Below are 21,277 nucleotides of genomic sequence, written 5' to 3'. Positions count from 1 at the left end.
CAAAATGGCGGATTGGATGGCCCGAGGGGGCATGGCCCATGCCGCCATCCACATCCCGTTCCAAAAATCCACAAGAGGTTGACATGATCGTCCTGAAGGCAACACAAGACAAGGTTCTCGCGGTTCTGCAATCGGTCGCCGGCATCGTCGAGCGCCGCCACACGTTGCCCATCCTGGCCAACGTCATGCTCCGCAAAACCGGCAACGCCTTGCAGCTGACCACCAGCGACCTCGAAATCCAGATCCGCACCACGGCCGAGCTCGGCGGCGACACCGGCGACTTCACCACCACCGTGAACGCGCGCAAGCTCATCGACATCCTGCGCAGCATGCCCGGCGACCAGACCGTGAGCGTGGAGTCCAGCCAGGACAAGCTCGTGCTCAAGGGCGGCAAGAGCCGCTTCACGCTGCAGACGCTGGCGGCCGAGGACTTCCCGCTGGTGCAGGAATCGGCCAGCTTCGGCCCCTCCTTCAGCGTGCCGCAAAAGACGCTCAAGGGTTTGCTCGGCCAGGTGGCGTTTGCCATGGCGGTGCAGGACATCCGCTACTACCTGAACGGCATCCTGTTCGTGGCCGAGGGCCAGCAGCTGAGCCTGGTCGCCACCGACGGCCACCGCCTGGCGTTTGCCAGCGCCACGCTCGACGTCGAGGTGCCCAAGCAGGAAGTGATCCTGCCGCGCAAGACCGTGATCGAGCTGCAGCGCCTGCTCAGCGACGCCGACGGCGCTATCGAGATGTGCTTCGCCAACAACCAGGCCAAGTTCAGCTTTGGCGCCATGGAGTTCGTCACCAAGCTGGTCGAGGGAAAGTTCCCCGACTACAACCGCGTGATCCCCAAGAACCACCACAACAGCGTGACCCTGGGGCGCGCCCCGCTGCTGGCGAGCCTGCAGCGCACGGCCATCATGACCAGCGACAAGTTCAAGGGCGTGCGCCTGAACATCGAACCCGGCACCCTGCGCGTGGCCAGCAACAACGCCGAGCAGGAAGAGGCCGTGGACGAGCTCGACATCGACTACGGCGGCGACGCCATCGAGATCGGCTTCAACGTCACCTACCTGATCGATGCGCTCACCAGCATGGGCCAGGACATGGTGAAGGTCGAACTCTCCGACGGCAACAGCTCGGCGCTCCTGACCATCCCCGAGAACGACCGCTTCAAGTACGTCGTGATGCCGATGCGCATCTAACCCGTTGACTGCTATCTAATATATAGCTTCTAACGCTTACCTGTCCTGCGTTAGATGCGTTTTTGACTCTCAAAGAATCTGGAAACCCCATGGTTTCCATGCATTGCCAAGGCCGACCATGACCGCTGAAAACCAATTGCCCGAGTCCGAAGAAATCGGCGCTGGCGCCGCTGCGCCCAAGATCGATGCCCACCAGGCGGGCGCCAGCGAAGGCTATGGCGAAGGTGCCATCACGATCCTCGAAGGCCTGGAAGCGGTGCGCAAGCGCCCTGGCATGTACATCGGCGACACGTCGGACGGCACCGGTCTGCACCACCTGGTGTTCGAGGTGGTGGACAACTCCATCGACGAGGCGCTGGCCGGCCACTGCGACGACATCGTCGTCACCATCCACTCCGACAACTCGATCTCGGTGACCGACAACGGCCGCGGCATTCCCACGGGCGTGAAAATGGACGACAAGCACGAGCCCAAGCGCTCGGCCGCCGAGATCGCACTGACCGAGCTGCACGCGGGCGGCAAGTTCAACCAGAACAGCTACAAGGTCTCGGGCGGGCTGCACGGCGTGGGCGTGAGCTGCGTGAATGCGCTCAGCCAGAAGCTGCGCCTGACGGTGCGCCGCGAAGGCAAGGTGCACGTGCTCGAATTCAGCCGCGGCTTTGTGCAAAACCGCATCGTCGAGCAGGTCGACGGCGTCGAAGTCTCGCCGATGAAAGTCACTGGCGACACCGAAAAACGCGGCACCGAGGTGCACTTCCTGCCCGACACCGAGATCTTCAAGGAAAACAGCGACTTCCACTACGAGATCCTGGCCAAGCGTCTGCGCGAGCTGAGCTTTCTGAACAACGGCGTGCGCATCCGCTTGAAGGACGAGCGCAGCGGCAAGGAAGACGACTTCTCGGGAGCCGGCGGCGTGCGCGGCTTTGTCGAGTTCATCAACAAGGGTAAAACCGTGTTGCACCCGAACTCGTTCTATGCGTCGGGCGAGCGGCCGTCCGAAACCTATGGCGGCATCCCCGGCACGCACATCGGCGTCGAAGTGGCGATGCAGTGGAACAGCGGCTACAGCGAGCAGGTGCTCTGCTTCACCAACAACATCCCGCAGCGCGACGGCGGCACCCACCTCACGGGCCTGCGCGCCGCGATGACGCGTGTCATCAACAAGTACATCGATGAAAACGACTTCGCCAAGAAGGCCAAGGTCGAGGTGACCGGCGACGACATGCGCGAAGGCCTGTGCTGTGTGCTGTCGGTCAAGGTGCCCGAACCCAAGTTCAGCAGCCAGACCAAGGACAAGCTGGTGTCGAGCGAGGTGCGCGCGCCGGTCGAGGACATCGTCGGCAAGCTGCTCACCGACTACCTGCAGGAGCGCCCGGGCGACGCGAAGATCATCTGCGGCAAGATCGTCGAAGCCGCGCGCGCGCGCGAAGCCGCGCGCAAGGCGCGCGAGATGACGCGCCGCAAGGGCGTGCTCGACGGCATGGGCCTGCCCGGCAAGCTGGCCGACTGCCAGGAAAAAGACCCGGCGATGTGCGAGATCTACATCGTCGAGGGCGACTCCGCCGGCGGCTCCGCCAAGCAGGGGCGCGATCGCAAGTTCCAGGCCATCCTGCCCCTGCGCGGCAAGATCCTGAACGTGGAAAAGGCGCGCTACGAGAAGCTGCTGACCAGCAACGAAATCCTGACGCTGATCACGGCCCTGGGCACCGGCATCGGCAAGGCCGGCGGCAGCACCGGCAACGACGACTTCGACGTCGCCAAGCTGCGCTACCACCGCATCATCATCATGACCGACGCCGACGTCGATGGCGCGCACATCCGCACCCTGCTGCTGACGTTCTTCTACCGCCAGATGCCCGAGCTGGTCGAGCGCGGCCACATCTACATCGCCCAGCCGCCGCTCTACAAGGTCAAGGCCGGCAAGGAAGAGCTGTACCTCAAAGACGCCGCCGCGCTCGACGGCTTCCTGCTGCGCATTGCGCTCAAAGACGCCAGCATCGTCACCAGCGCCGAGTCCGGCGCCAGCGTGCTCTCGGGCGAAACCTTGGCCGAGCTGGCGCGCAAGCACCAGGCGGCCGAGCACGTGATCACGCGCCTGTCCAATTTCATGGACTTCGAGGCCCTGCGCGCCGTGGCCGATGGCGTCGCGCTCCAGCTCGACACGCTGCAGGACGCGCAGGCCAGCGCCGTGGCGCTCGAAGCCAAGCTGCGCGAGCTCAACATCACCGGCATCCCGGCCGAGGTGGCGGGCGAATTCGACGTGCGCACCGACAAGCCGCTGCTGCGCATCAGCCGCCACCACCACGGCAACGTCAAGAGCAGCGTGCTCACGCAGGACTTCGTCAACGGCGCCGACTACGCCGCGCTGGCCGAGGCCGCCAACACCTTCCGCGGCCTGCTGGGCGCAGGCGCCAAGGCGCTGCGCGGCGAGGGCGAGCGCCAGAAGGAAGAGAAAGTGGCCGACTTCCGCCAGGCCATGAACTGGCTGATCTCCGAGGCCGAGCGCACCACCGCGCGCCAGCGCTACAAGGGCCTGGGCGAAATGAACCCCGAGCAGCTCTGGGAAACCACCATGGACCCGACCGTGCGCCGCCTGCTGCGCGTGCAGATCGACGACGCCATCGAGGCCGACCGCGTGTTCACCATGCTGATGGGCGACGAGGTCGAGCCGCGCCGCGACTTCATCGAAACCAACGCGCTGCGCGCTGGCAACATCGACGTCTGAGCGTTTTTGTAGGTTCTCAAAAATCCTGCAAATTTCTCAAATTTTGCGAATGAGAAAAGCCCGGTGTTACCGGGCTTTTCTCATTCAGAGAGCCCGACTAACAATTTGCTAGTAGCGGCCAGAAGGGTTTTGCGAGCGACTGCTTCAGGCCGGCTGCCGTCATCCAGTTTTGGCGGATTGATGACCGCTGCCGCCATTACCGGTCATTGGATGTTTCGCTGGCTGAGTGACCGCTGCACTGCCAGGATCGGCCAGTCAACAGAGCTCTCCCGAGGTCCGTGGCTCGACGCAGGTCAAAGGGCCATCCTCACGGGCTGCGAACTAGCGGTACCGCCCCGTTCCGGTCGCATAGCGACCTTCTTATCAAGGCACGGTTCGCAGCGGTTCCGGTCGGTGGCAACCATGCTTCTAACTCATGGTCTCTGCCGCGTTGCCGTCGTCCAGATGCCAGCGACCTCCCGGGTTCGATGACCGGTTTCAGGGGTACTGCCATGGTCCAGTTTGTGAGGACACAGCGCTATCTTTTGCCGATGCGGCCCCCGCAAGAGCTTGCGCCGAATGCGCAGCGTTGTCTTTCCCTCATGGGCGGCGTAGAGTATTTCAAGAATGCACTCTGCTCCACGCTCCTGAGGAGATTCAGTCATGACCCAACGCGTACTTATTACCGCCGGCGCTGGCGGAATTGGCCTGGCCATTGCCAAGGCATTCGCAGCCGAAGGGGCCCGCGTGCACATCGCCGACGTCAACGCCGAGGCTGTGCAGGCAATCACCACGCAATACCCCGCAATCAGTGGAACGGTGGGCGACATCAGCAAGCCTGCGGACTTGGACACTCTGTTTGCGAATGTGCAGACACAGTTGGGCGGGCTGGATGTGCTCATCAACAATGCGGGCATCGCCGGGGCCACGGCGCCTGTTGCCGACTACCCGCTCGACACCTGGAATGCCGTCGTCAACCTGAACCTGACCGGAACGTTCATGGTCACCCAGCGTGCCATCCCTTTGCTCAAAGCATCTCCGGCCGCTTCCATCCTTGTGATGTCTTCCCTGGCGGGGCGTTTCGGCTATCCGAACCGGGTGGCCTACTCCACGACGAAATGGGGGCTGGTCGGCTTCACCAAGACCTTGTCGCTTGAACTGGGGCCGCACGGCATCACCGCCAATTCCATTCATCCGGGTGCTGTGGACGGGCCGCGCCTTCAATCGGTATTCGAAGGGCGCGCCAAGGTCTCCGGACGCACCGTGGACGAAGAAACCGACTTGGCGATGGCCAACCAAGCCGTCAAGAAATTCATCGATCCGGCTGACATCGCCGCGTTGGCTGTCTTCCTTGCGGGCCCGCACGCGCGCACCATCTCCGGTCAGATGTTCCCGATCGATGGTGACTCCAAGACCGCCGGCTGATCATGGCCCACACGGTCACTGCCCCGTCCGAAGGCTCTGACCCCAAAACCGGCCACCCGGCTGCGCCGCGCCCAGGCCTGTGGAAGGGCCGGGCGGCCGTCCTGATCGGACTCGTGCTGCTGGGCATCGGCCTGCGGCATGCTGTCACCGGTTTGTCTCCGCTGCTCAGCGACGTGCGCGAGGCCTTGGGGATTGGCACTGCAGGCGCCACCTTTATCGGGATGCTGCCTACGCTGTGTTTCGGCGCAGCAGGATTTCTCGCGCCCGTGATCGTGCGCAAAATCGGTGCCGAATCCACCGCCTTGCTGGCTGTGTCGCTGGCTGCCGCAGGCACCTTGGCCCGCCCCTTCCTCGACAGTCCCGCTGTCTTCATAGTCCTCAGCATTGTTGCGCTGACCGGCATGGGCCTGGGCAACGTGGTGGGCGCGCCGCTGGTCAAGAAGTATTTTCCAGACCGGCAGGCGGTAATGGTGACGGTGTTCGCGTTGCTGATGCAGGCGGGAGCGACGTTGCCCGCCATGACGGCCATTCCCGTGGCGAACGCTCTGGGCTGGCAAGCTTCGTTGGCTTCATGGGGTGTGTTGTCGCTGGTCGCCGTGGTCCCTTGGGTCATCCAGTTGCTGAAGATTCGGCGCACCGGGCCCGTGGCGGCCCAAGCCGGTGTTGCCACCGCACCCGCCACACAGAAGCTCGGCCTGGCCCAGTTGGCCACCAGCCCCGTGGCGTTGGGCACAGCACTTTTCTACGCCATGGCATCGCTGAATATTTACGCGATGCTGGCCTGGCTGCCGACCATCCTGCAACAGCACTTGGGCTTGGACCGGAATGCAGCAGGCCTGGCCTTCTCGATCTACACCTTCATGACGCTTCCGATGGCCTTTATCACGCCACTCATTGCCAACCGGATGAAAAATCCGATTCCATTGGCAATCCTGCTGGCCATGGTTGGGCCCATCGGTTACCTAGGAATGATCTTCGGCGTTGGACCTGCTTGGCTCATGGCGCTGGTTGCCGGCTTGGCCGGCGGCGCATTTCCGCTCGCAATCGCCATGTTCAATCTGCGCACCCGCACCACCATGGGCTCCGCCGCCATCGCCGGTTTTGCGATGGGCATCGGCTACCTCGCCGGCACGCTGGGCCCGCTGCTGGGCGGCTGGCTCTATGCGGCGACGGGCAGCTGGACGGCGGCGCTTTGGGTCTATGCCGTAACGGTGGTGCCCATGGCCGTCGGTGGACTGATGATGGCCCGGCCGGGTCGCTACCTCGAGGACAGGTTCGCCTGATGCCGTGCGCCCCTGTTCAACCCATGCCAACAGGCGTATCGTGATCTGTCCGCCGGAACAGATTCATCTCTCGCAAGCGCTGTCGCGGAAAGCCGGGCGCCGGCCGGACGATCGCATCAACGTCTCGTGTTGAAAGGAAGGTTCGCATGACTACACACAAAGTTGGCTACCTGATCGGCAGCCTCGCCAAGGCCTCCATCAATCGTCAGCTCGCCAAGGCGCTGGTGAAATTGGCACCGCCCGCGCTGGTGTTCACGGAGATACCGATCAAGGACCTGCCGCTCTACAGCTACGACTACGACGCCGACTACCCGCCGGTGGCACGCGCCTTCAAGCAGGCCATCGCCGATGTCGATGCGCTACTGTTCGTCACACCGGAATACAACCGCTCGATCCCCGGCGGCCTGAAGAATGCCATCGACTGGGCGAGCCGGCCGTGGGGGAAGAACTCGTTCACGCGCAAGCCCTGCGCCGTAATTGGCGCATCGCCCGGCGCCATTGGCACTGCGGTGGCCCAGCAGAGCCTGCGCAGTGTGCTCGGCTTCTGCAACGCACCCCAGATGAACGCGCCGGAGGCCTACATCCATTTCACCCCCGGCCTCATCACCGAGGATGGCGACGTGACCAACGCAGGCACGGCGGAGTTCCTGCGCAACTACATGGCCGATTTCCACCAGTTCATCGCGCGCGTCATGGCGGTGCTGCCGCGCGATGCATGACCGCCGCTGCCGGCGGCAGTGATCGATCGGACGTTGCTTCGCGGTGACGCAGCCGTCGAGATAAGCCCGGTTTCGTAGGCGCAATGGAGAACGAGATGAATGCCAGCGTTCAACCAAAGGTGGCGTACAAGGGCAACGACCGGCTTCTTTTCGGCATCATCATGGGCGTCGTCGCATTCTGGCTGTTTGCCCAGACGACGCTCAACATCGCGCCCGACATGCGCCGTGACCTTGGCATGGATGCGAACGTGACGAACGTCGCTGTGGCCGTCACCTCCCTTTTCTCGGGCATCTTCATCGTGGTGATGGGTGGCTTGGCCGACCGCATTGGCCGGCTGAAGATCACCCGTATTGGCTTTTACCTGAGCATCGCCGGCTCGCTGCTGGTGGCCATCACACCGCAGGGTCAACTGGCAACACCGGTCCTGCTCGCGGGCCGTGCGCTGCAAGGCCTGTCGGCCGCTTGCATCATGCCGGCCAGTCTGGCGCTGGTGAAGGATTTTTGGGATGGTCCTGAGCGCCAGCGCGCGATCAGCATGTGGTCGATTGGTTCGTGGGGCGGTTCCGGACTGTGCGCGTTGTTCGGCGGCTTGATGTCGCAGCACTTCGGCTGGCGCTCGATCTTCTGGGTGGCCATCGCTGTGAGCGTGCTCGGCCTGTGGATGATGCACGGCACGCCCGAGAGCAAGGCCGAAACCACGGGTGGGTACAAGTTTGACCTGACTGGCGTGCTGACTTTCATGGTCACCATGGTGGCACTGCAGGTACTGGTGACGCAGGGCAACAAGCTGGGGTGGACCAGCCCGGTGGGCCTGGGGCTGCTGGCGATAACCGCAGCGTTCGGCTGGCTGTTTTTCCGTATCGAGAACAAGGCATCCAATGCGTTCTTTGATTTCAGCCTGTTCAAGAACCCGACCTACACCGGTGCGACGATTTCCAACTTCCTGATCAACGGAACGGCCGGCACACTGATCGTCTCGCTGCAATTGGTTCAGCTCGGCGGCAACATGAACGCCCAGCAGGCCGGATTTCTGACGCTGGGCTACGCGATTGCCATCATCGCCTTTATCCGCGTGGGCGAGAAGCTGCTGCAACGCTTCGGCCCGCGCAAGCCGATGATCTGGGGCTGCCTGATTACGGGCCTGGCGATCCTGTTGGTGTCGCCCGCCAATCTGCTGCTGTCGGACTACAAGATCCTCGCAAGCGTCGGTTACACGCTGTTCGGTGTCGGTCTGGCGTTCTATGCCACCCCGTCGACCGATGCGGCGCTGTCGAACCTGCCGGCGGCCCAGGCGGGGTCGGGTTCGGGCATTTACAAGATGGCTTCGTCGCTCGGCGCCGCTTTCGGCGTGGCGATTTCCGCCGCCATCTTCACCGCGCTCAGCGACGACAGCGCGAGCATGAACTGGCTTGATGGCGTGATCACCTTCAGTGGCCGCCAGGACAACCTGGCCGTGCGGGAGGCCGCCATCGTTGCGCTGGGCTTCAACGCGCTGATGGTCTTGATGGCCATCCTCTCGATCATGCTCACGGTGCCCAAGGGAGCGAAGGCGCCGGCCTGAATCCCCAACCGTCATGTCAAGCGCCGACTATTCCCTCCAGCGCGCTTTCTGTCGGACCTCTGTCAACCTTGCTTCGTCACTTCTGGAGCTGTCATGAATGCCCTCACCCAAGCTCTCGGCTCCGCCGAACCCGCCCTGATGAGCGAACTCGAAGCGCTCTACAAGGACATCCATCAGCACCCCGAGTTGTCGATGCAGGAAGTCCGCACCGCGAAGATCGCCGCCGACGCGATGCAGGGCCTCGGCTACGAGGTGACGCGCAACGTCGGCGTGACCGGCGTGGTCTGCGTGATGAAGAACGGCGCTGGCCCGACCGTGATGCTGCGCGCGGACATGGATGCGCTGCCGATGGCCGAGAACACCGGGCTGCCCTATGCCAGCAGCGTGACGGCACGCGACGCGGACGGCGTCGAGGTCGGCGTCGCGCACTCGTGCGGCCACGACATGCACGTGACCTGGATGATGGGCGCCGCGCGCATCCTGTCCGCGAATCGCGCCGCCTGGCAGGGCACGCTGATGATCGTGTTCCAGCCAGGAGAGGAAACAGCCGAGGGCGCGAGCGCCATGGTGCGCGATTGGGACGAAGGCCGCTTTCCGAAACCCGACATCATCCTGGGCCAGCACGTGATGGTCGGTGCGGCCGGCACCGTGAGTTACCGTCCCGGCGTCACACTCTCTGCTGGAGACAGCCTGAAGATCAAGCTCTTCGGGCGCGGCTCGCACGGCTCGCAGCCGCAAACCTCGATCGATCCGGTGATCATGGCCGCCGCAACCACGCTGCGCCTGCAGACCATCGTCTCGCGGGAGATCGCGCCGACCGAGCCGGCGGTGCTCACGATTGGCTCGCTGCAGGCCGGCACCAAGGAAAACATCATCCCTGACGATGCCACCATCAAGCTGAACATGCGCACCTTCAGCGAGGACACGCGCGAGTACATGCTCAAGTCGATCCGCCGCATCTGCTGCGCCGAATGCGATGCCTCCGGTGCCGAGCGGCCGCCCGAGTTCACCACCATCAACAGCTACCCACTGACCGAGAACGACCTGGTCGCGACGCAAAAGGTGGCGCAGGCGTTCGGCCAGCAGTTTGGCAAGAACGCCTCGCTGGCGCCCAGCCCGGCGTCGGCCAGCGAAGATTTCAGCATCTTCGGCCGCAGCTGGGGCGTGCCCTATGTGTTCTGGTTCGTCGGTGGCACCGACCCGGTGGTGTATGCCAAAGCCCAACAGGAAAAGACCGTCAACAAGATCCCCAGCAACCACTCGCCGAAGTTCGCGCCGCAGATCCACCCGACGCTCGAGACCGGCTTGCAGGCCATGCTGACCGCCGCTGCCGCGTGGCTGTGCCCCCCGGCGCCACGGCCTGAAACGAACACATGAGCGTCCACGAATTGGTACTTGCCGGCCTGAACGACCACCGCCTGTTCACCAGGCTTGATCTGGCGGGCACGTTCGCCTTTGCCATCGGCGGTGCCGTCGCTGCCAGGGACCGCGGCCTTGACCGGTTCGGCGCCGTGCCATAGCGTTCACGGTCGCTTGCGGCCGGGCGTGCAGGGCGACCTCTGCATCATCGGCGCTGTGCCGCCGGCCGGGCCGACCGATTGGCGCTACCTCGCCGTTGCCATGGCCGCGGCATTGATGACGATGGTCGCAAACCCGGTGGTCGTGTGCTTGGCGCACCCGATGCGCCTCTTCGACTCCATCGGCGTGGGACTATGTGCCGTGACCGGCGCGCAGAAGCGCCATGATTTTTGGCCATACGCGGAGAATGAGCACCGTCGCTGTTCTCACAAGACCTACGAATCGCTTTATCCGAGCTACCGATCGTTAGCCCACTCAAGGAGAACCTACAGCGTCCACGATAGGGTGCGGCAGCGCTCGCACCCTGCGCAGAGGAGACGGCGCCTGCCATGGCGCCCCGGCCTCACGCCTGAAGCAGGATGATCTCGGCGCGGCCGCTGAGCAGCGGCTTGCACAGGATCTTGTAGACGTCCGCATCGAATTCCGGCGCCGCCTGGCCGAGCTGTCGGGCCTCGGCAGCGTCCTGCGCGCTGCCCAGGTAATGCCAGTTGCGCACGACGTGGATCTGCTGCTCGGCCCCCTCCCTTTCGACCAGGCCGACCGCCCCGGGGTACGGCCAGCAGGCCACGCGCAGCCCTTCGAGGCCAGTGAAAAGGCGCTGGCGGTGGCTCTCGGGCGTCTCGTCGCCGCGGCACACGCCGGCGCACTGGCGCAGCATGGCCCGAAAACACGCCCTGCCCGGAGCGGGCTTTTCCAGGCCGAGCGCGCCGTAGCACAGGCGCTGGTCGTCTGCCACCTGGCGCAGCGCCTCCAGGGCGCCATGGCGGCTCGCGTAGAGGCCATACAGGCCGGGTTCGGTGGCGAAGTTGAGGTCTTTCGAATAGACCACCTCGGGCAGGCTGCCCTCGACGCGCAGTGCGCACCACTGGCGGTGGTGCCGCAGCTTCTGGTTGAGCAGCGGTTGCTGCTGCTTGATCAACCGGGCTTCCAGCAGCAGCGCGCCGATTTCGCCGGCCGTGCGGATATGGCTGATGCGCACGGTCTGGCGCAGCAGGCGTGCCTCCTCGGGATTGCGCAGGTGGGAAAGCACCCGGGAGCGCAGGTTGACGCTCTTGCCGATGTAGAGCGGCAGCGCGCCCTCCTGTCCATGAAAAATGTAGACGCCGGGCGCGGCGGGCAGATCGTCCAGCGCCGCACGCAAATGCTGCGGGTATTCGTACATGCGCGCGGCGTCGAACTCGGGACGGCGGCGAGAGGGGCGGTGCATGGCCAGTGTCGGGGTGCAAACAAACGGAAAACACGAGGAGGCCACAGTGGCCGCGCTGCGGGGCTTGCACGCTCCCAGCGCACCGATGCTGGGCGTTCGTACAGTATAGCCAGGACGTTGGCGTGAGCGCTTGCTGCGGCGCAGGGGCCCAGTGGCACTTGCACCAGAGGCCCCGGCACCGGACTTTCGTGGGAACGCGTCTGTTCTTGTCTTACGCACGCTGGCGTCTGCGTCTTACCGCGATCTCGGGCCGCTGTCCCTCCAATGCAGAGATGGCGCGGGGCCTGCCGCCGTGCGCCTTGAGAGTCCCTGGGCTTCAACTGCACGAAAGCCACGCCATGGCGGACACACGCCTTCCTGATCCGCAGCCGATCCCCACCGCCAGCGACGCATCCTGGCTGGACAAACTCGGTCCGGGCCTGGTCACGGGGGCGGCGGACGACGACCCCAGCGGCATCGCCACGTATTCGCAGGCCGGGGCGCAGTTCGGCTATGGGCTGCTGTGGAGCCTGCTGCTGACGTTCCCGCTGATGGTGGGCATCCAGATGATCAGCGCACGCATTGGCCGGGTCAGCGGCCACGGCCTGGCCACCAATGTGCGGCGGCATTACCCGGCCTGGCTGCTCTATGGCCTGGTATCGCTGCTGGTACTGGCCAATACCATCAACATTGCCGCCGACATCTCCGCCATGGCCGATGCCCTGAGGCTGCTGGTGGGTGGCAGCAGGCACCTGTATGTGGTTTTCTTTGGCATGCTGTCGCTGCTGTTGCAGGTGTTCATTCCCTACAAACGCTATGTGCGGCTGCTCAAATGGCTGACCTTGGTGCTGCTGGCCTATGTCGCGACGGTGTTCACGGTGAAAATTCCTTGGGCGACGGTGCTACAGCACACCTTCCTGCCGCATCTCCAATGGCAACAGGACTACATCACCACCACGGTGGCGGTGTTCGGCACCACCATCAGCCCGTATCTGTTCTTCTGGCAGGCGTCGCAAGAGGTCGAGGAAATGCACGCCCAACCGCGCGCGCGGGCGCTGAAAGACACCCTGGCACAGGCCGGCGACCAACTGCGCCGGATCAAGCTCGATACCTTGATCGGCATGGCTTTCTCCAACCTGGTCGCCTTTTCCATCGTCCTGACCACGGCCTTGACGCTGCATGCGCATGGTGTCACCGACATCCAGACCTCGGCCCAGGCCGCCACGGCTCTGCGGCCCATCGCCGGCGAATTTGCCTTTCTGCTGTTCACGGTCGGCATCGTCGGCACCGGCCTGCTGGCGGTGCCGGTGCTCGCCGGCTCGGCCGCCTACGCGGTGGCCGGGACGTTCCACTGGAAGAGCAGCCTGGAGAGCAAGCCGATGGCCGCCAAAGGCTTCTACGGCATCATTGCCATGGCCACGCTGGTCGGCGTGGGAATGGGCTTGACGTCCATCGACCCGATCAAGGCCCTGTTTTGGAGCGCCGTGCTCAACGGCGTCATCTCGCTGCCCATCATGGTCGTCATGATGCTGATGGCCGTGCGCAGCGACATCATGGGCGCGCTGGTGCTGGGTGCCGGTCTCAAAGCCCTCGGCTGGCTGTGCACCGGCGTGATGGCGGTGGCGGTGCTGGCCATGCTGGTCACGATGGCGATGTGAGCGCGCGACGGCCGGCACCCGGAAGGCGCCGGGCCCCGCGACATGGCGTGCGGTGGGGAGCAACAGCGGGCGGATGCCGAACCGGGCATCTTCGGGCGGCATGGGCTGTGCGCCCGCGCCGCCGGCGCTTCACGGGCGGTCGGGCTCCACCGGGCCGGGCGTGCCGGGTGGGGCGGGCTCGGGGGGCTGCACGGGCTTGCCGACGTTGTGCGCCTCGCGCCCGGCGTCGGTGTCGACCAGGCCGCGTTGCACATCGCGGTAGGCCTGCTGGATGTCGGCGCTGGGAATGCCGTCGGTCATGCCGACCGACTGGTCGCGTTCGTGCGGCAGCTTGGGCAGGCGGGTGCCTTCGGGGGGCGTGGCGTCGGCCCCGGCGGATGGCGCATCCAGCGTTTTCTGCGTGGTGTCGACGCTGCGCTGCGCGGGTGCGGGCGTTGCGGGACGGTGCGGATCTTGCGGCGACATGGGGTAGCTCCTCGGAAGGGGGATGGTCGGAACATCGTAAAAGGCCAGCGCCGCCACCGCTGTAGGCCGGCGGCCCGCGCGCGCGAGGGCCCGCGCCACGCTGGCAGGCCCCTCGTCAGAAGCCACACGGCGCCAGCCCCTGCGCGGCCATGCCAAACTCCCGCCCCATGTCTTCTACAGAATGGGCCCACGCGGCCCTGCAGTCGTTTGATGCGGTGGTGCAGTCCACCGAGGGGTTCCGCGGCCGCGCCGGCCAGCGCAGCATGGCCGAGCAGGTAGCGCAGGCCTTCAGCACGGCCGAGCTGGGCAAGCCCGAGGACGAGGACACGCAGCCGGTGCGCGCGATCGCCGTGATCCAGGCCGGCACGGGCGTGGGCAAGTCGCTGGCCTACTGCGCGCCGGCGATCGCGCTGGCGCTCGCGCGCGGCACGCGCGTGCTGATCTCGACCGCCACGGTGGCACTGCAGGAACAGCTGGTGAACAAGGACCTGCCGGCGCTGGCCGCGCAGCTGCCCCAGCCGTTCAAGTTTGCCCTGGCCAAGGGGCGCGGGCGCTATGTCTGCAAGCTCAAGCTCGAGCGCCTGGCGGGCACGGGCGAGGCCCACGGCGAGGCCGACGACGACCTGTTCCCCGAAGAAGCTGCCGCCGCGCGCCCGCAGCACGAAACCGAGGCGCGCATCCAGTTCTATTCGGGCATGGCACGGGCGCTGGCGCACGGCGCTTGGGACGGCGACCGCGACACGCTCGACACCCCGCCCGAGCCCGAGGTCTGGAGCCCCGTGGCGGCCGAGGGCGCGAGCTGCACCGGCAAGCACTGCCCGGTGTTTTCGCAGTGCACCTATTACGACAAGCGCAAGGAGCTGGTCGGCGCGCAGGTCATCGTGGCCAACCACGACCTGCTGCTGTCGTCGCTGGGCGCGCGCATGCTGCCCGAGCTCGACAACTGCCTGCTGGTGCTCGACGAGGCGCACCACCTGCCGGCCACGGCGCTCGACCAGTTCGCCTGCAGCATGGACCTGAGTCGCCTGACCTGGATCGACCGCCTGGCCAGCCGCGGCCTGCGCATCGGCCAGCTGGTCGAGGTCGGGGACGTGGCCGACATTCCGCGCCACGCGAGCGCGCTGCGCCAGGGCCTGCAGGACCTGGCCCGGCTGGTGATGGACCTGTATGGCGAGGCGCTGCGCCACCCGCCACGCGGCTGGGGATCTGGCGCGGGCCGCACGCGCGTGCCCGATGCGCGCATGCCCTCGCGCGTGCGCGTGCCCGGCGGCGTGCTGCCCGAGGCGCTGGTCGAGCCGCTGGGCCAGCTGGCGCACCACGCGGCGGGCTTTCTCGAATGCCTGCGCGCGATCAGCAAGGCCCTGCGCGCCGAGATGCGCGACAAGCCCGACGAGGCGCGCCGCCTGTCGGCGCTGTACGCGCAGATCGGCATGCTCGCGCCGCGGCTCGAAGCCGTGCACGCCACCGCGCAGCTGCTGCTGCAGGACGCGCCCGAGGGCGCGGTGCCGGCCGCGAAATGGTTCACGCTCGAAGTCGATGGCGACTTCATCGTCGTCAAGGCCCACGCCAGCCCCATCCTGCCCGGCGCCACGCTGCGCCAGCACCTGTGGGGCGCGGTGCGCGGCGCGGTACTGACCTCGGCCACGCTGACCAGTTGCGGAAACTTCGACTTCTTTATGCGCGAATCGGGACTGTACGGCGACGATGCCGCCACCACGCTCGAGGTGCCCAGCCCCTTCGACTACGCCGCGCAAGGCACGCTGATCGCCGCCGAAACCCATGCCGACCCGAAGAACGCCCAGGCCTTCACCGCCGAAATGGTCGATGCGCTGATGGGCGACCTAGCGCAGGTCGCATACGGCGCGCTGGTGCTGTTCACCTCGCGCGAGCAACTGCGCCAGGCGGTCGATGCCCTGCCGACCGCCATGCGCCCCCTGGTGCTGGTGCAGACCGCGCTGCCGCGCACCCAGCTGCTGGCGCGCCACCGCGAGCGCGTGGCGGCCGGGCAGCCGTCCATCATCTTCGGCATGCAGTCGTTCGGCGAAGGGCTCGATCTGCCGGGGCGGCTGTGCGAATCGGTGTTCATCACTAAGCTGCCGTTCGCCCCGCCCGACGACCCCGTGGGCGAGGCGCGCGCCGAGTGGCTGCGCGCCGTCGGGCGCGACCCGTTCAGCGAACTCGTGGTGCCGGCCACCGCGATCCGCCTGGCGCAGTGGGCCGGCCGCGCGATCCGCACCGAGGAGGACCAGGCCCATGTCTACTGCTACGACCGGCGCCTGACGCGCACCCACTACGGCCAGCGCCTGCTCAAGGGCCTGCCGCCGTTCACGCTGGTGCAGCGCAGCGCCGCCTGATTAATTTTTGCACTTCAGAGAGGACCCCCCATGCCCCACACCCCGCCCGCCTGCCCGCAATGCGGCCAGGAGAACACCTACCCCGATGGCGACCATTTCATCTGCCCCGACTGCGCGCACGAGTGGCCGCAGGCGGCGGCGCCGGACAGCGATGAAGCCGCCGTGGGCGGCGCGGTGCGCGACGCCCACGGCAACCCGCTGCAGGACGGCGACGCGGTGATCCTGGTCAAGGACCTCAAGGTCAAGGGCTCGTCATCGACGCTCAAGAAGGGTACGAAGATCAAGGGCATTCGCCTCGTCGACGGCGCCGACGGCCACAACGTCGACTGCAAGACCGACCTGGGCAGCCTGCTGCTCAAATCCGAGTTCTTGAAGAAGGCCTGACCGCCCGGCTGGAACGCAAAAAAGAGAGCTTCCAGCGCTTGCGGAACAAGGGCTGGAGCCCGAAAAGCCATGGAACCGGCAGGCACGCTGTGGGACAGGCCCCACAGCGCCCCGCGCGCTCTACCGACGCCTGCGCCCCGGGGCCAGACCTACAGTGAATGCCCGACATTTCACACCTGGAGTCCCCACCATGAGCAACGACAAGCCCGCGCAGCAAACCCTGTGGGACCTCATCAAGGACATCCGCTTTGGCATGCTGACCCACCGCAGCACCAGCGGCGTGCTGCATGCCCATCCGCTGACCACGCAGAACCAGGCGCTCGACGAGCACTCGGAGCTGTATTTCTTCATTCCCAAGCAGGGCGAGCTGTACGAGCAGCTGCAGACCGACGGCCAGGTCAACGTGTCGTACGCCGACCCGGGCGCCGACAGCTATGTGTCGCTGTCCGGCCACGCGCGTTTCAGCGAAGACCAGGCCAAGAAAGAGCAACTGTGGACGCCCATGGCCAAGGCCTGGTTTCCCGATGGCGTGACCGACCCGAACCTGGCGCTGCTGGTCGTCAAGATCGACCACGCCGAGTACTGGGACGTCGACGACAGCAAGATGGTGCAGCTGTTCAAGATGGCCAAGGCGGCCGTCACGGGTCAAGCGCCCACCGGGCTGGGCGAGCACAAAGCACTCGACCTGCCCTGAGCTGAGGCGGCCGTGCGAGGGGGACTGCGCCCAGGGCGCCGGTCCGGGTGGTTCGGGGCAGGGCCGGCTGAGGCCGGCTGACAGGTCTCGGCGGACGGACGGGCTCCTCGACACCAACTCCCAAGCGGCCGCTAAAGGCAGTGGCCATCGCGGTGCCATTTGGGCATTTTTTTGCCACCATGGCCTTGAATAACTCTGCACACCATCCATATGGATGGCACAAGGAGTTTTATATGAACAATGTGCTGCCCCTGGCGGGCGTCCGCGGCAAGGTCGCGGAATCTGAAAAGGTCACCGTGAACCTCGGTTTCGTCGACCTCGGCCACATCGATCTGCTGGTGGCCGAGGGCTTCTACAGCAACCGCACCGACTTCATCCGCACGGCCATCCGCAACCAGCTGTCGACGCAGGCGGACGCGGTGCGCCAGGTGGTGGCCCGCAAGATGCTGGTGCTGGGCCTGCAGCGCTTTGGCCGCGCCGACCTCGAGGCCGTGCAGGCCGCCGGCGAGACGCTGGAGATCCGCGTGCTCGGCCTGGCCAGCATCGACGCCGACGTGCCCGCCGCACTGGCGCAGGCGACGATTGCGTCGGTCACGGTGCTCGGCGCTTTCCATGCCAGTCCCGCGGTCAAGGCCGCGCTGGCCGGCCGCATTGGCTGAACCGACAAGGAGCCCGCCATGGACTGGAATGTCAACCTCCAAAGCATGATCGACGACGCCACCGCCCTCGTGCGCAGCGGCCAGGTCGGTGAAGCCACGCGCGCCATCCAGCGCGCGCTCGGTGGCGCTGCGCCCCTGGACGCGGCCACAGCGGGCGCGCCGCCCCACAGCAGCCTGCTGCCCGCGGCCGGCGCCCACATGCCCGCGCCGCGCAAGGGCCGGCGCAGCGCGCCCAGCGCCGACGTGGAGGACGCCGTCGTCATCGAGCGCGGCACGGCGCGGACCTCCACGCCCCCACGGCCGGCGGATGCGGGCCACGCCACCCAGCCCGTGGGCACCTTCCTCGATGTGGCGTTCGCACACGCCGGCGCCCAGCACCACTACCATTTGTACGTTCCGCCCGGCGCGGCCGCCCGCGCGCCCCTGCCGCTGGTGCTGATGCTGCACGGCTGCACGCAGAACCCCGAAGACTTCGCCACCGGCACCGGCATGAACACGGCCGCCGCGCAGGCCCCGGCCCTGGTGCTCTACCCGATGCAGCCGCACAGCGCCAACCCGCACGGCTGCTGGAACTGGTTCCGCCCCGAGAACCAGCGGCGCGGCGCGGGCGAACTCGCGCTGCTGGTGGCCATGGTGCGCGACGTGATCGCACGCCATGCGGTCGACCCGCAGCGCATCTACGTCGCCGGCCTGTCCGCCGGGGGCGCCATGGCCGCGCTGCTGGCGCGCGAGTACCCCGACCTGTTCGCCGCGGTGGGCGTGCATTCGGGCCTGCAGGCCGGCGCCGCACACAACATGATGGCCGCGCTCTCGGCCATGCACAACGGCGCCAAGCCGGGGCCCGTGGCGCGCCCCGCCGGGCTCCCCAGCCACGGCCCGGCCATTCCCATCATCGTGTTCCACGGCGATGCCGATGAGACCGTGCACGCGCGCAACGGCGAGCAGCTGATCGCCGCCGCGCTGGCGGCGGCCACGCGCGCCGGCACGCCGGTGCGCCACGCGATGGAAACCGGGCGTGCGCCCGGCGGCGGACGCTACACGCGCACGGTGTACCGACACGTGGACGGCGACCCGGCCCACGCTCCCGGCCCCGTGGTCGCAGAGCACTGGCAGCTGCACGGCGCCGGCCATGCCTGGGCCGGCGGCGACGCGCGCGGCAGCCACACCGATCCGCGCGGCGTGAACGCGACGCGCGAGATGCTGCGCTTCTTTCTGGAGCACCCCAAGGCGCAGTGAAGCGCCGCGCGCGGCCGCCCGCGGAGGGCGCCCGCCGGCGCGTGCGGGGACAATGGCGCCATGCCTTCACCCATCGCCGTCATCGACTTCGAAACCACCGGCATCTCGCCCGGCCAGGGCGCACGCGCCACCGAGGTGGCCATCGTGCTGCTGCAGGGCGGCCGGGTGCTGGACCGCTTCCAGAGCCTGATGCGGACCGGCGCCTGGATTTCCCCGTTCATCACCCAGCTCACCGGCATCACCAACGCCATGGTCGCGGCCGCGCCCGAAGCGACCGCGGTGGTGCGCGAGGCCGCGCGCTTCGTCGGCGCGGCGCCGATGGTGGCGCACAACGCGGCGTTCGACCGCAGGTTCTGGCAGGCGGAGCTGGCGCTGGCGGACCTGCCCGCGCCGCAGCCGTTCGCCTGCACCGTGCTGCTGTCGCGCCGGCTGTACCCGCAGGCGCCCAGCCACCGGCTCGGCGTACTGGTCGACTACCACGGACTGCCGCGCACCGGCGCCGCCCACCGCGCGCTGGCCGATGCCGAGATGGCCGCCGCGCTGCTGGCGCGCATGCAGCACGACCTGCGCACGCGCTGGGGCGTGGCAGCCCCCGACCACGCGCTGCTGGTGGCCTTGCAGCGCTGCGCGCGGCCGGCCGTGGGGGCGCTGCTGGCGCGCCACGCGGCGGCGCCGGTGCCCCCCGCGGCGGCCTGAACCGGCGTTATCAGCCCGGGCCCCCGGCGCCCCGATTGACCGCGCTGGCGGTGCGCCATGCGCGGCGCGCGCCGCCGGGCCGCGCCCAAGCTGCGAAGATGGCTGCGGCATGCGCCCCGCCCAGCGGGCGCATCTTGGGTGCCACCACCATCAAAAAAGTGAACTGCCAGCGCATGCTGCACCAGCGCCGGAGCCACTTTTCATTGCATATCCTCTTGTCCCAACTCCTCCGACACGCACACCGCACGCCGCGCCTGGCCTGATGCCCGGCTACCTCCTCAAATTCGAAAGCATCGCCGTGCGCGGCGTGGACAACCTCGCGATCCGCTCGCTGCGCGACCACCAGCAATTTTCCGACCCGCTGGGCGCGGCGCAGCGCCTGGGCATTTCGTCGGCGGCCTGGCCGCTTTTCGGGCTGCTGTGGCCCTCGGGCCTGCACATGGCCGAGCGCATGGCGCTGCACCCGGTCACGCCGGGCGAGCGCATCCTCGAGATCGGCTGCGGCCTGGCGCTGGCCAGCCTGGTGGCCCACCGGCGCGGCGCCGATGTGACAGCCAGCGACTGCCACCCGCTGGCCGGCGACTTCCTGCGCGAGAACCTGCGCCTGAACCAGATGTCGCCCATGCCCTACCGCCACGGCCAGTGGGGCGTGCCCGCAGACGCCGGCGCCGCCGGCCAAGTGCAGGGCCTGTTCGACCTGGTGCTGGGCAGCGACCTGCTGTACGAGCGCGACGAAGATGGAACGCTCGCGCGCTTCATCGGCGCGCACACCGCGCCCCGCGGGCAGGTCTGGATCATCGACCCCGACCGCGGCAACCGCCCGGCCTTCACGCGCCGCATGGCGGCGCAGGGCTTTGGCCTGCGCGAAGAGCGCCTGCAGCGCCCTGCCGAAGCGGGCATGGCCGCCTACAAGGGTCGGGTGCTGGTGTACGGGCGCTGAGGCGGTGGCGGCGGGCCCCCGCCGCCGGGTGCACTGCGGTCTGCCCGCGCGTCCTGGGCGTGCAGCTGCCGCCCCAGCTGCAGCAGCCAGGCGGCCAGGCCCACGACGGCCCAGGCCACCAGCGCGCGGCCCGCGTCGCCCTGCTGGTCGCTGAGGTAGACGCTGCACAGCTGCTGCGGCGCCTCCTGGTAGAGCAGGCCGGCGGCCAGCATCATCCAGAAGCCGTTGAGCGCAAAGAACGCGCGCAGCACCGGCCCGGCCGTGGTCCACGACAGGCCCGCCAGCAGGCCCGCGAGCACCAGGCTGACGACCTTCGCCAGCGCCATGCCGGCGTGCAGCACCGCGAGGTCGAGCGCGGCGGGCAGCATCCACAGGCCCGTGGTGCACAGCGCCGCGAACAGGCCGTTGGCGCCGTGCGCGTTCCAGGGCGAGACGGCCTGCGCGAGGCGCGCTCCGGCGCAGCGCGCCACCCACCAGCCGAGCACGAACAGCAGGGGCAGCTGCAGGCCCATGTGCCGCGCCATGGTCGCCTCCATCCACGGGT

19 protein-coding genes are annotated in these 21,277 nt (G+C 67.2%); 16 read left to right on the top strand and 3 right to left on the bottom strand.

From position 1 onward, the window contains the following. The first annotated feature begins 83 nt into the window (after positions 1 to 83). The 8 genes from dnaN to B2J89_RS08265 all read left to right on the top strand — a co-directional run bounded on the left by dnaN (position 84) and on the right by B2J89_RS08265 (position 10,403). Positions 84 to 1,190: a DNA polymerase III subunit beta gene (gene dnaN, locus B2J89_RS08300; protein WP_169168680.1), complete on the top strand. Its 1,107-nt coding sequence runs from the start codon at positions 84 to 86 to the stop codon at positions 1,188 to 1,190. A gap of 118 nt (positions 1,191 to 1,308) precedes the next feature. Then, a complete protein-coding gene (gene gyrB, locus B2J89_RS08295; RefSeq protein WP_169168679.1) occupies positions 1,309 to 3,915 on the top strand; it encodes a DNA topoisomerase (ATP-hydrolyzing) subunit B in 2,607 nt (868 codons plus the stop codon). Positions 3,916 to 4,557: 642 nt separating this feature from the next. After that, positions 4,558 to 5,319: an SDR family oxidoreductase gene (locus tag B2J89_RS08290; protein ID WP_169168678.1), complete on the top strand. Its 762-nt coding sequence runs from the start codon at positions 4,558 to 4,560 to the stop codon at positions 5,317 to 5,319. A 2-nt stretch (positions 5,320 to 5,321) separates the two neighbouring features. Continuing rightward, the gene (locus B2J89_RS08285) at positions 5,322 to 6,602 is read left to right on the top strand and encodes a CynX/NimT family MFS transporter (protein ID WP_169168677.1); all 1,281 of its coding nucleotides are present in this window, start codon (positions 5,322 to 5,324) and stop codon (positions 6,600 to 6,602) included. A gap of 146 nt (positions 6,603 to 6,748) precedes the next feature. Beyond that, positions 6,749 to 7,321: an NADPH-dependent FMN reductase gene (locus B2J89_RS08280; RefSeq protein WP_169168676.1), complete on the top strand. Its 573-nt coding sequence runs from the start codon at positions 6,749 to 6,751 to the stop codon at positions 7,319 to 7,321. Positions 7,322 to 7,416: 95 nt separating this feature from the next. Beyond that, a complete protein-coding gene (locus tag B2J89_RS08275) occupies positions 7,417 to 8,883 on the top strand; it encodes an MFS transporter (RefSeq protein ID WP_169168675.1) in 1,467 nt (488 codons plus the stop codon). A 93-nt stretch (positions 8,884 to 8,976) separates the two neighbouring features. Further along, a complete protein-coding gene (locus B2J89_RS08270) occupies positions 8,977 to 10,260 on the top strand; it encodes a M20 family metallopeptidase (RefSeq protein ID WP_169168674.1) in 1,284 nt (427 codons plus the stop codon). Next, positions 10,257 to 10,403 carry a TRIC cation channel family protein gene (locus B2J89_RS08265; RefSeq protein ID WP_169168673.1) on the top strand — a complete coding sequence of 49 codons (147 nt, stop codon included), beginning with the start codon at positions 10,257 to 10,259 and terminating at the stop codon, positions 10,401 to 10,403. The genes B2J89_RS08270 and B2J89_RS08265 overlap by 4 nt, the downstream gene beginning before the upstream one ends. Positions 10,404 to 10,804: 401 nt before the next feature. Here the strand turns inward: B2J89_RS08265 and cho are convergent, their stop codons facing one another. Next, entirely contained in the window at positions 10,805 to 11,668 is an 864-nt protein-coding gene (cho, locus tag B2J89_RS08260; protein ID WP_169168672.1) for an excinuclease Cho, read from the bottom strand. Between the two features lie 338 nt (positions 11,669 to 12,006). Here cho and B2J89_RS08255 point away from each other — a divergent pair, with 338 nt between their 5' ends. Further along, positions 12,007 to 13,305, top strand: a complete 1,299-nt coding sequence (locus tag B2J89_RS08255; protein WP_169168671.1) for an NRAMP family divalent metal transporter — start codon at positions 12,007 to 12,009, stop codon at positions 13,303 to 13,305. Positions 13,306 to 13,434: 129 nt separating this feature from the next. Here the strand turns inward: B2J89_RS08255 and B2J89_RS08250 are convergent, their stop codons facing one another. Then, the gene (locus B2J89_RS08250) at positions 13,435 to 13,770 is read right to left on the bottom strand and encodes a hypothetical protein (RefSeq protein WP_169168670.1); all 336 of its coding nucleotides are present in this window, start codon (positions 13,768 to 13,770) and stop codon (positions 13,435 to 13,437) included. 167 nt (positions 13,771 to 13,937) lie between these two features. On the opposite strand from B2J89_RS08250, the gene dinG reads away from it, so the two are divergent. From dinG to B2J89_RS08215, 7 genes are all read left to right on the top strand, one after another. Beyond that, complete coding sequence (gene dinG / locus B2J89_RS08245; RefSeq protein WP_169168669.1) at positions 13,938 to 16,124, top strand: ATP-dependent DNA helicase DinG; 2,187 nt, start codon at positions 13,938 to 13,940, stop codon at positions 16,122 to 16,124. A 30-nt stretch (positions 16,125 to 16,154) separates the two neighbouring features. Continuing rightward, on the top strand, positions 16,155 to 16,508 hold the full coding sequence (locus B2J89_RS08240; RefSeq protein WP_169168668.1) for a zinc ribbon domain-containing protein YjdM: 354 nt from the start codon (positions 16,155 to 16,157) through the stop codon (positions 16,506 to 16,508). Between the two features lie 190 nt (positions 16,509 to 16,698). Next, the gene (locus tag B2J89_RS08235; protein WP_169168667.1) at positions 16,699 to 17,202 is read left to right on the top strand and encodes a pyridoxamine 5'-phosphate oxidase family protein; all 504 of its coding nucleotides are present in this window, start codon (positions 16,699 to 16,701) and stop codon (positions 17,200 to 17,202) included. Between the two features lie 233 nt (positions 17,203 to 17,435). Then, on the top strand, positions 17,436 to 17,861 hold the full coding sequence (locus tag B2J89_RS08230) for a CopG family transcriptional regulator (RefSeq protein WP_169168666.1): 426 nt from the start codon (positions 17,436 to 17,438) through the stop codon (positions 17,859 to 17,861). Positions 17,862 to 17,879: 18 nt separating this feature from the next. Then, positions 17,880 to 19,097, top strand: a complete 1,218-nt coding sequence (locus tag B2J89_RS08225) for a PHB depolymerase family esterase (RefSeq protein ID WP_169168665.1) — start codon at positions 17,880 to 17,882, stop codon at positions 19,095 to 19,097. Between the two features lie 60 nt (positions 19,098 to 19,157). Beyond that, the gene (locus B2J89_RS08220) at positions 19,158 to 19,793 is read left to right on the top strand and encodes a PolC-type DNA polymerase III (RefSeq protein ID WP_169168664.1); all 636 of its coding nucleotides are present in this window, start codon (positions 19,158 to 19,160) and stop codon (positions 19,791 to 19,793) included. A gap of 262 nt (positions 19,794 to 20,055) precedes the next feature. Continuing rightward, on the top strand, positions 20,056 to 20,733 hold the full coding sequence (locus B2J89_RS08215) for a methyltransferase (RefSeq protein ID WP_169168663.1): 678 nt from the start codon (positions 20,056 to 20,058) through the stop codon (positions 20,731 to 20,733). On the opposite strand, the gene B2J89_RS08210 is transcribed toward B2J89_RS08215, so the two are convergent. Then, positions 20,700 to 21,277, bottom strand: a 578-nt coding sequence (locus B2J89_RS08210) for a hypothetical protein (RefSeq protein ID WP_205763759.1), incomplete at its 5' end; no start/stop codon positions are given. The genes B2J89_RS08215 and B2J89_RS08210 overlap by 34 nt on opposite strands.

It is taken from the genome of Acidovorax sp. SRB_24 (genome assembly GCF_012931925.1).
The sequence above is the reverse complement of the archived record's forward strand: the minus strand, read 5'-3'. Positions and strand labels throughout refer to the sequence as shown.

Coding starts and splice junctions, on each gene's coding strand:
- B2J89_RS08255 (WP_169168671.1), top strand. CDS start 12,007: ATGGCGGACACACGCCTTCCTGATCCGCAGCCGATCCCCACCGCCAGC.
- B2J89_RS08240 (WP_169168668.1), top strand. CDS start 16,155: ATGCCCCACACCCCGCCCGCCTGCCCGCAATGCGGCCAGGAGAACACC.
- B2J89_RS08280 (WP_169168676.1), top strand. CDS start 6,749: ATGACTACACACAAAGTTGGCTACCTGATCGGCAGCCTCGCCAAGGCC.
- B2J89_RS08220 (WP_169168664.1), top strand. CDS start 19,158: ATGCCTTCACCCATCGCCGTCATCGACTTCGAAACCACCGGCATCTCG.
- cho (WP_169168672.1), bottom strand. CDS start 11,668: ATGCACCGCCCCTCTCGCCGCCGTCCCGAGTTCGACGCCGCGCGCATG.
- gyrB (WP_169168679.1), top strand. CDS start 1,309: ATGACCGCTGAAAACCAATTGCCCGAGTCCGAAGAAATCGGCGCTGGC.
- B2J89_RS08230 (WP_169168666.1), top strand. CDS start 17,436: ATGAACAATGTGCTGCCCCTGGCGGGCGTCCGCGGCAAGGTCGCGGAA.
- B2J89_RS08265 (WP_169168673.1), top strand. CDS start 10,257: ATGAGCGTCCACGAATTGGTACTTGCCGGCCTGAACGACCACCGCCTG.
- B2J89_RS08290 (WP_169168678.1), top strand. CDS start 4,558: ATGACCCAACGCGTACTTATTACCGCCGGCGCTGGCGGAATTGGCCTG.
- B2J89_RS08235 (WP_169168667.1), top strand. CDS start 16,699: ATGAGCAACGACAAGCCCGCGCAGCAAACCCTGTGGGACCTCATCAAG.
- B2J89_RS08225 (WP_169168665.1), top strand. CDS start 17,880: ATGGACTGGAATGTCAACCTCCAAAGCATGATCGACGACGCCACCGCC.
- B2J89_RS08270 (WP_169168674.1), top strand. CDS start 8,977: ATGAATGCCCTCACCCAAGCTCTCGGCTCCGCCGAACCCGCCCTGATG.
- B2J89_RS08250 (WP_169168670.1), bottom strand. CDS start 13,770: ATGTCGCCGCAAGATCCGCACCGTCCCGCAACGCCCGCACCCGCGCAG.
- B2J89_RS08275 (WP_169168675.1), top strand. CDS start 7,417: ATGAATGCCAGCGTTCAACCAAAGGTGGCGTACAAGGGCAACGACCGG.
- dnaN (WP_169168680.1), top strand. CDS start 84: ATGATCGTCCTGAAGGCAACACAAGACAAGGTTCTCGCGGTTCTGCAA.
- B2J89_RS08285 (WP_169168677.1), top strand. CDS start 5,322: ATGGCCCACACGGTCACTGCCCCGTCCGAAGGCTCTGACCCCAAAACC.
- dinG (WP_169168669.1), top strand. CDS start 13,938: ATGTCTTCTACAGAATGGGCCCACGCGGCCCTGCAGTCGTTTGATGCG.
- B2J89_RS08215 (WP_169168663.1), top strand. CDS start 20,056: ATGCCCGGCTACCTCCTCAAATTCGAAAGCATCGCCGTGCGCGGCGTG.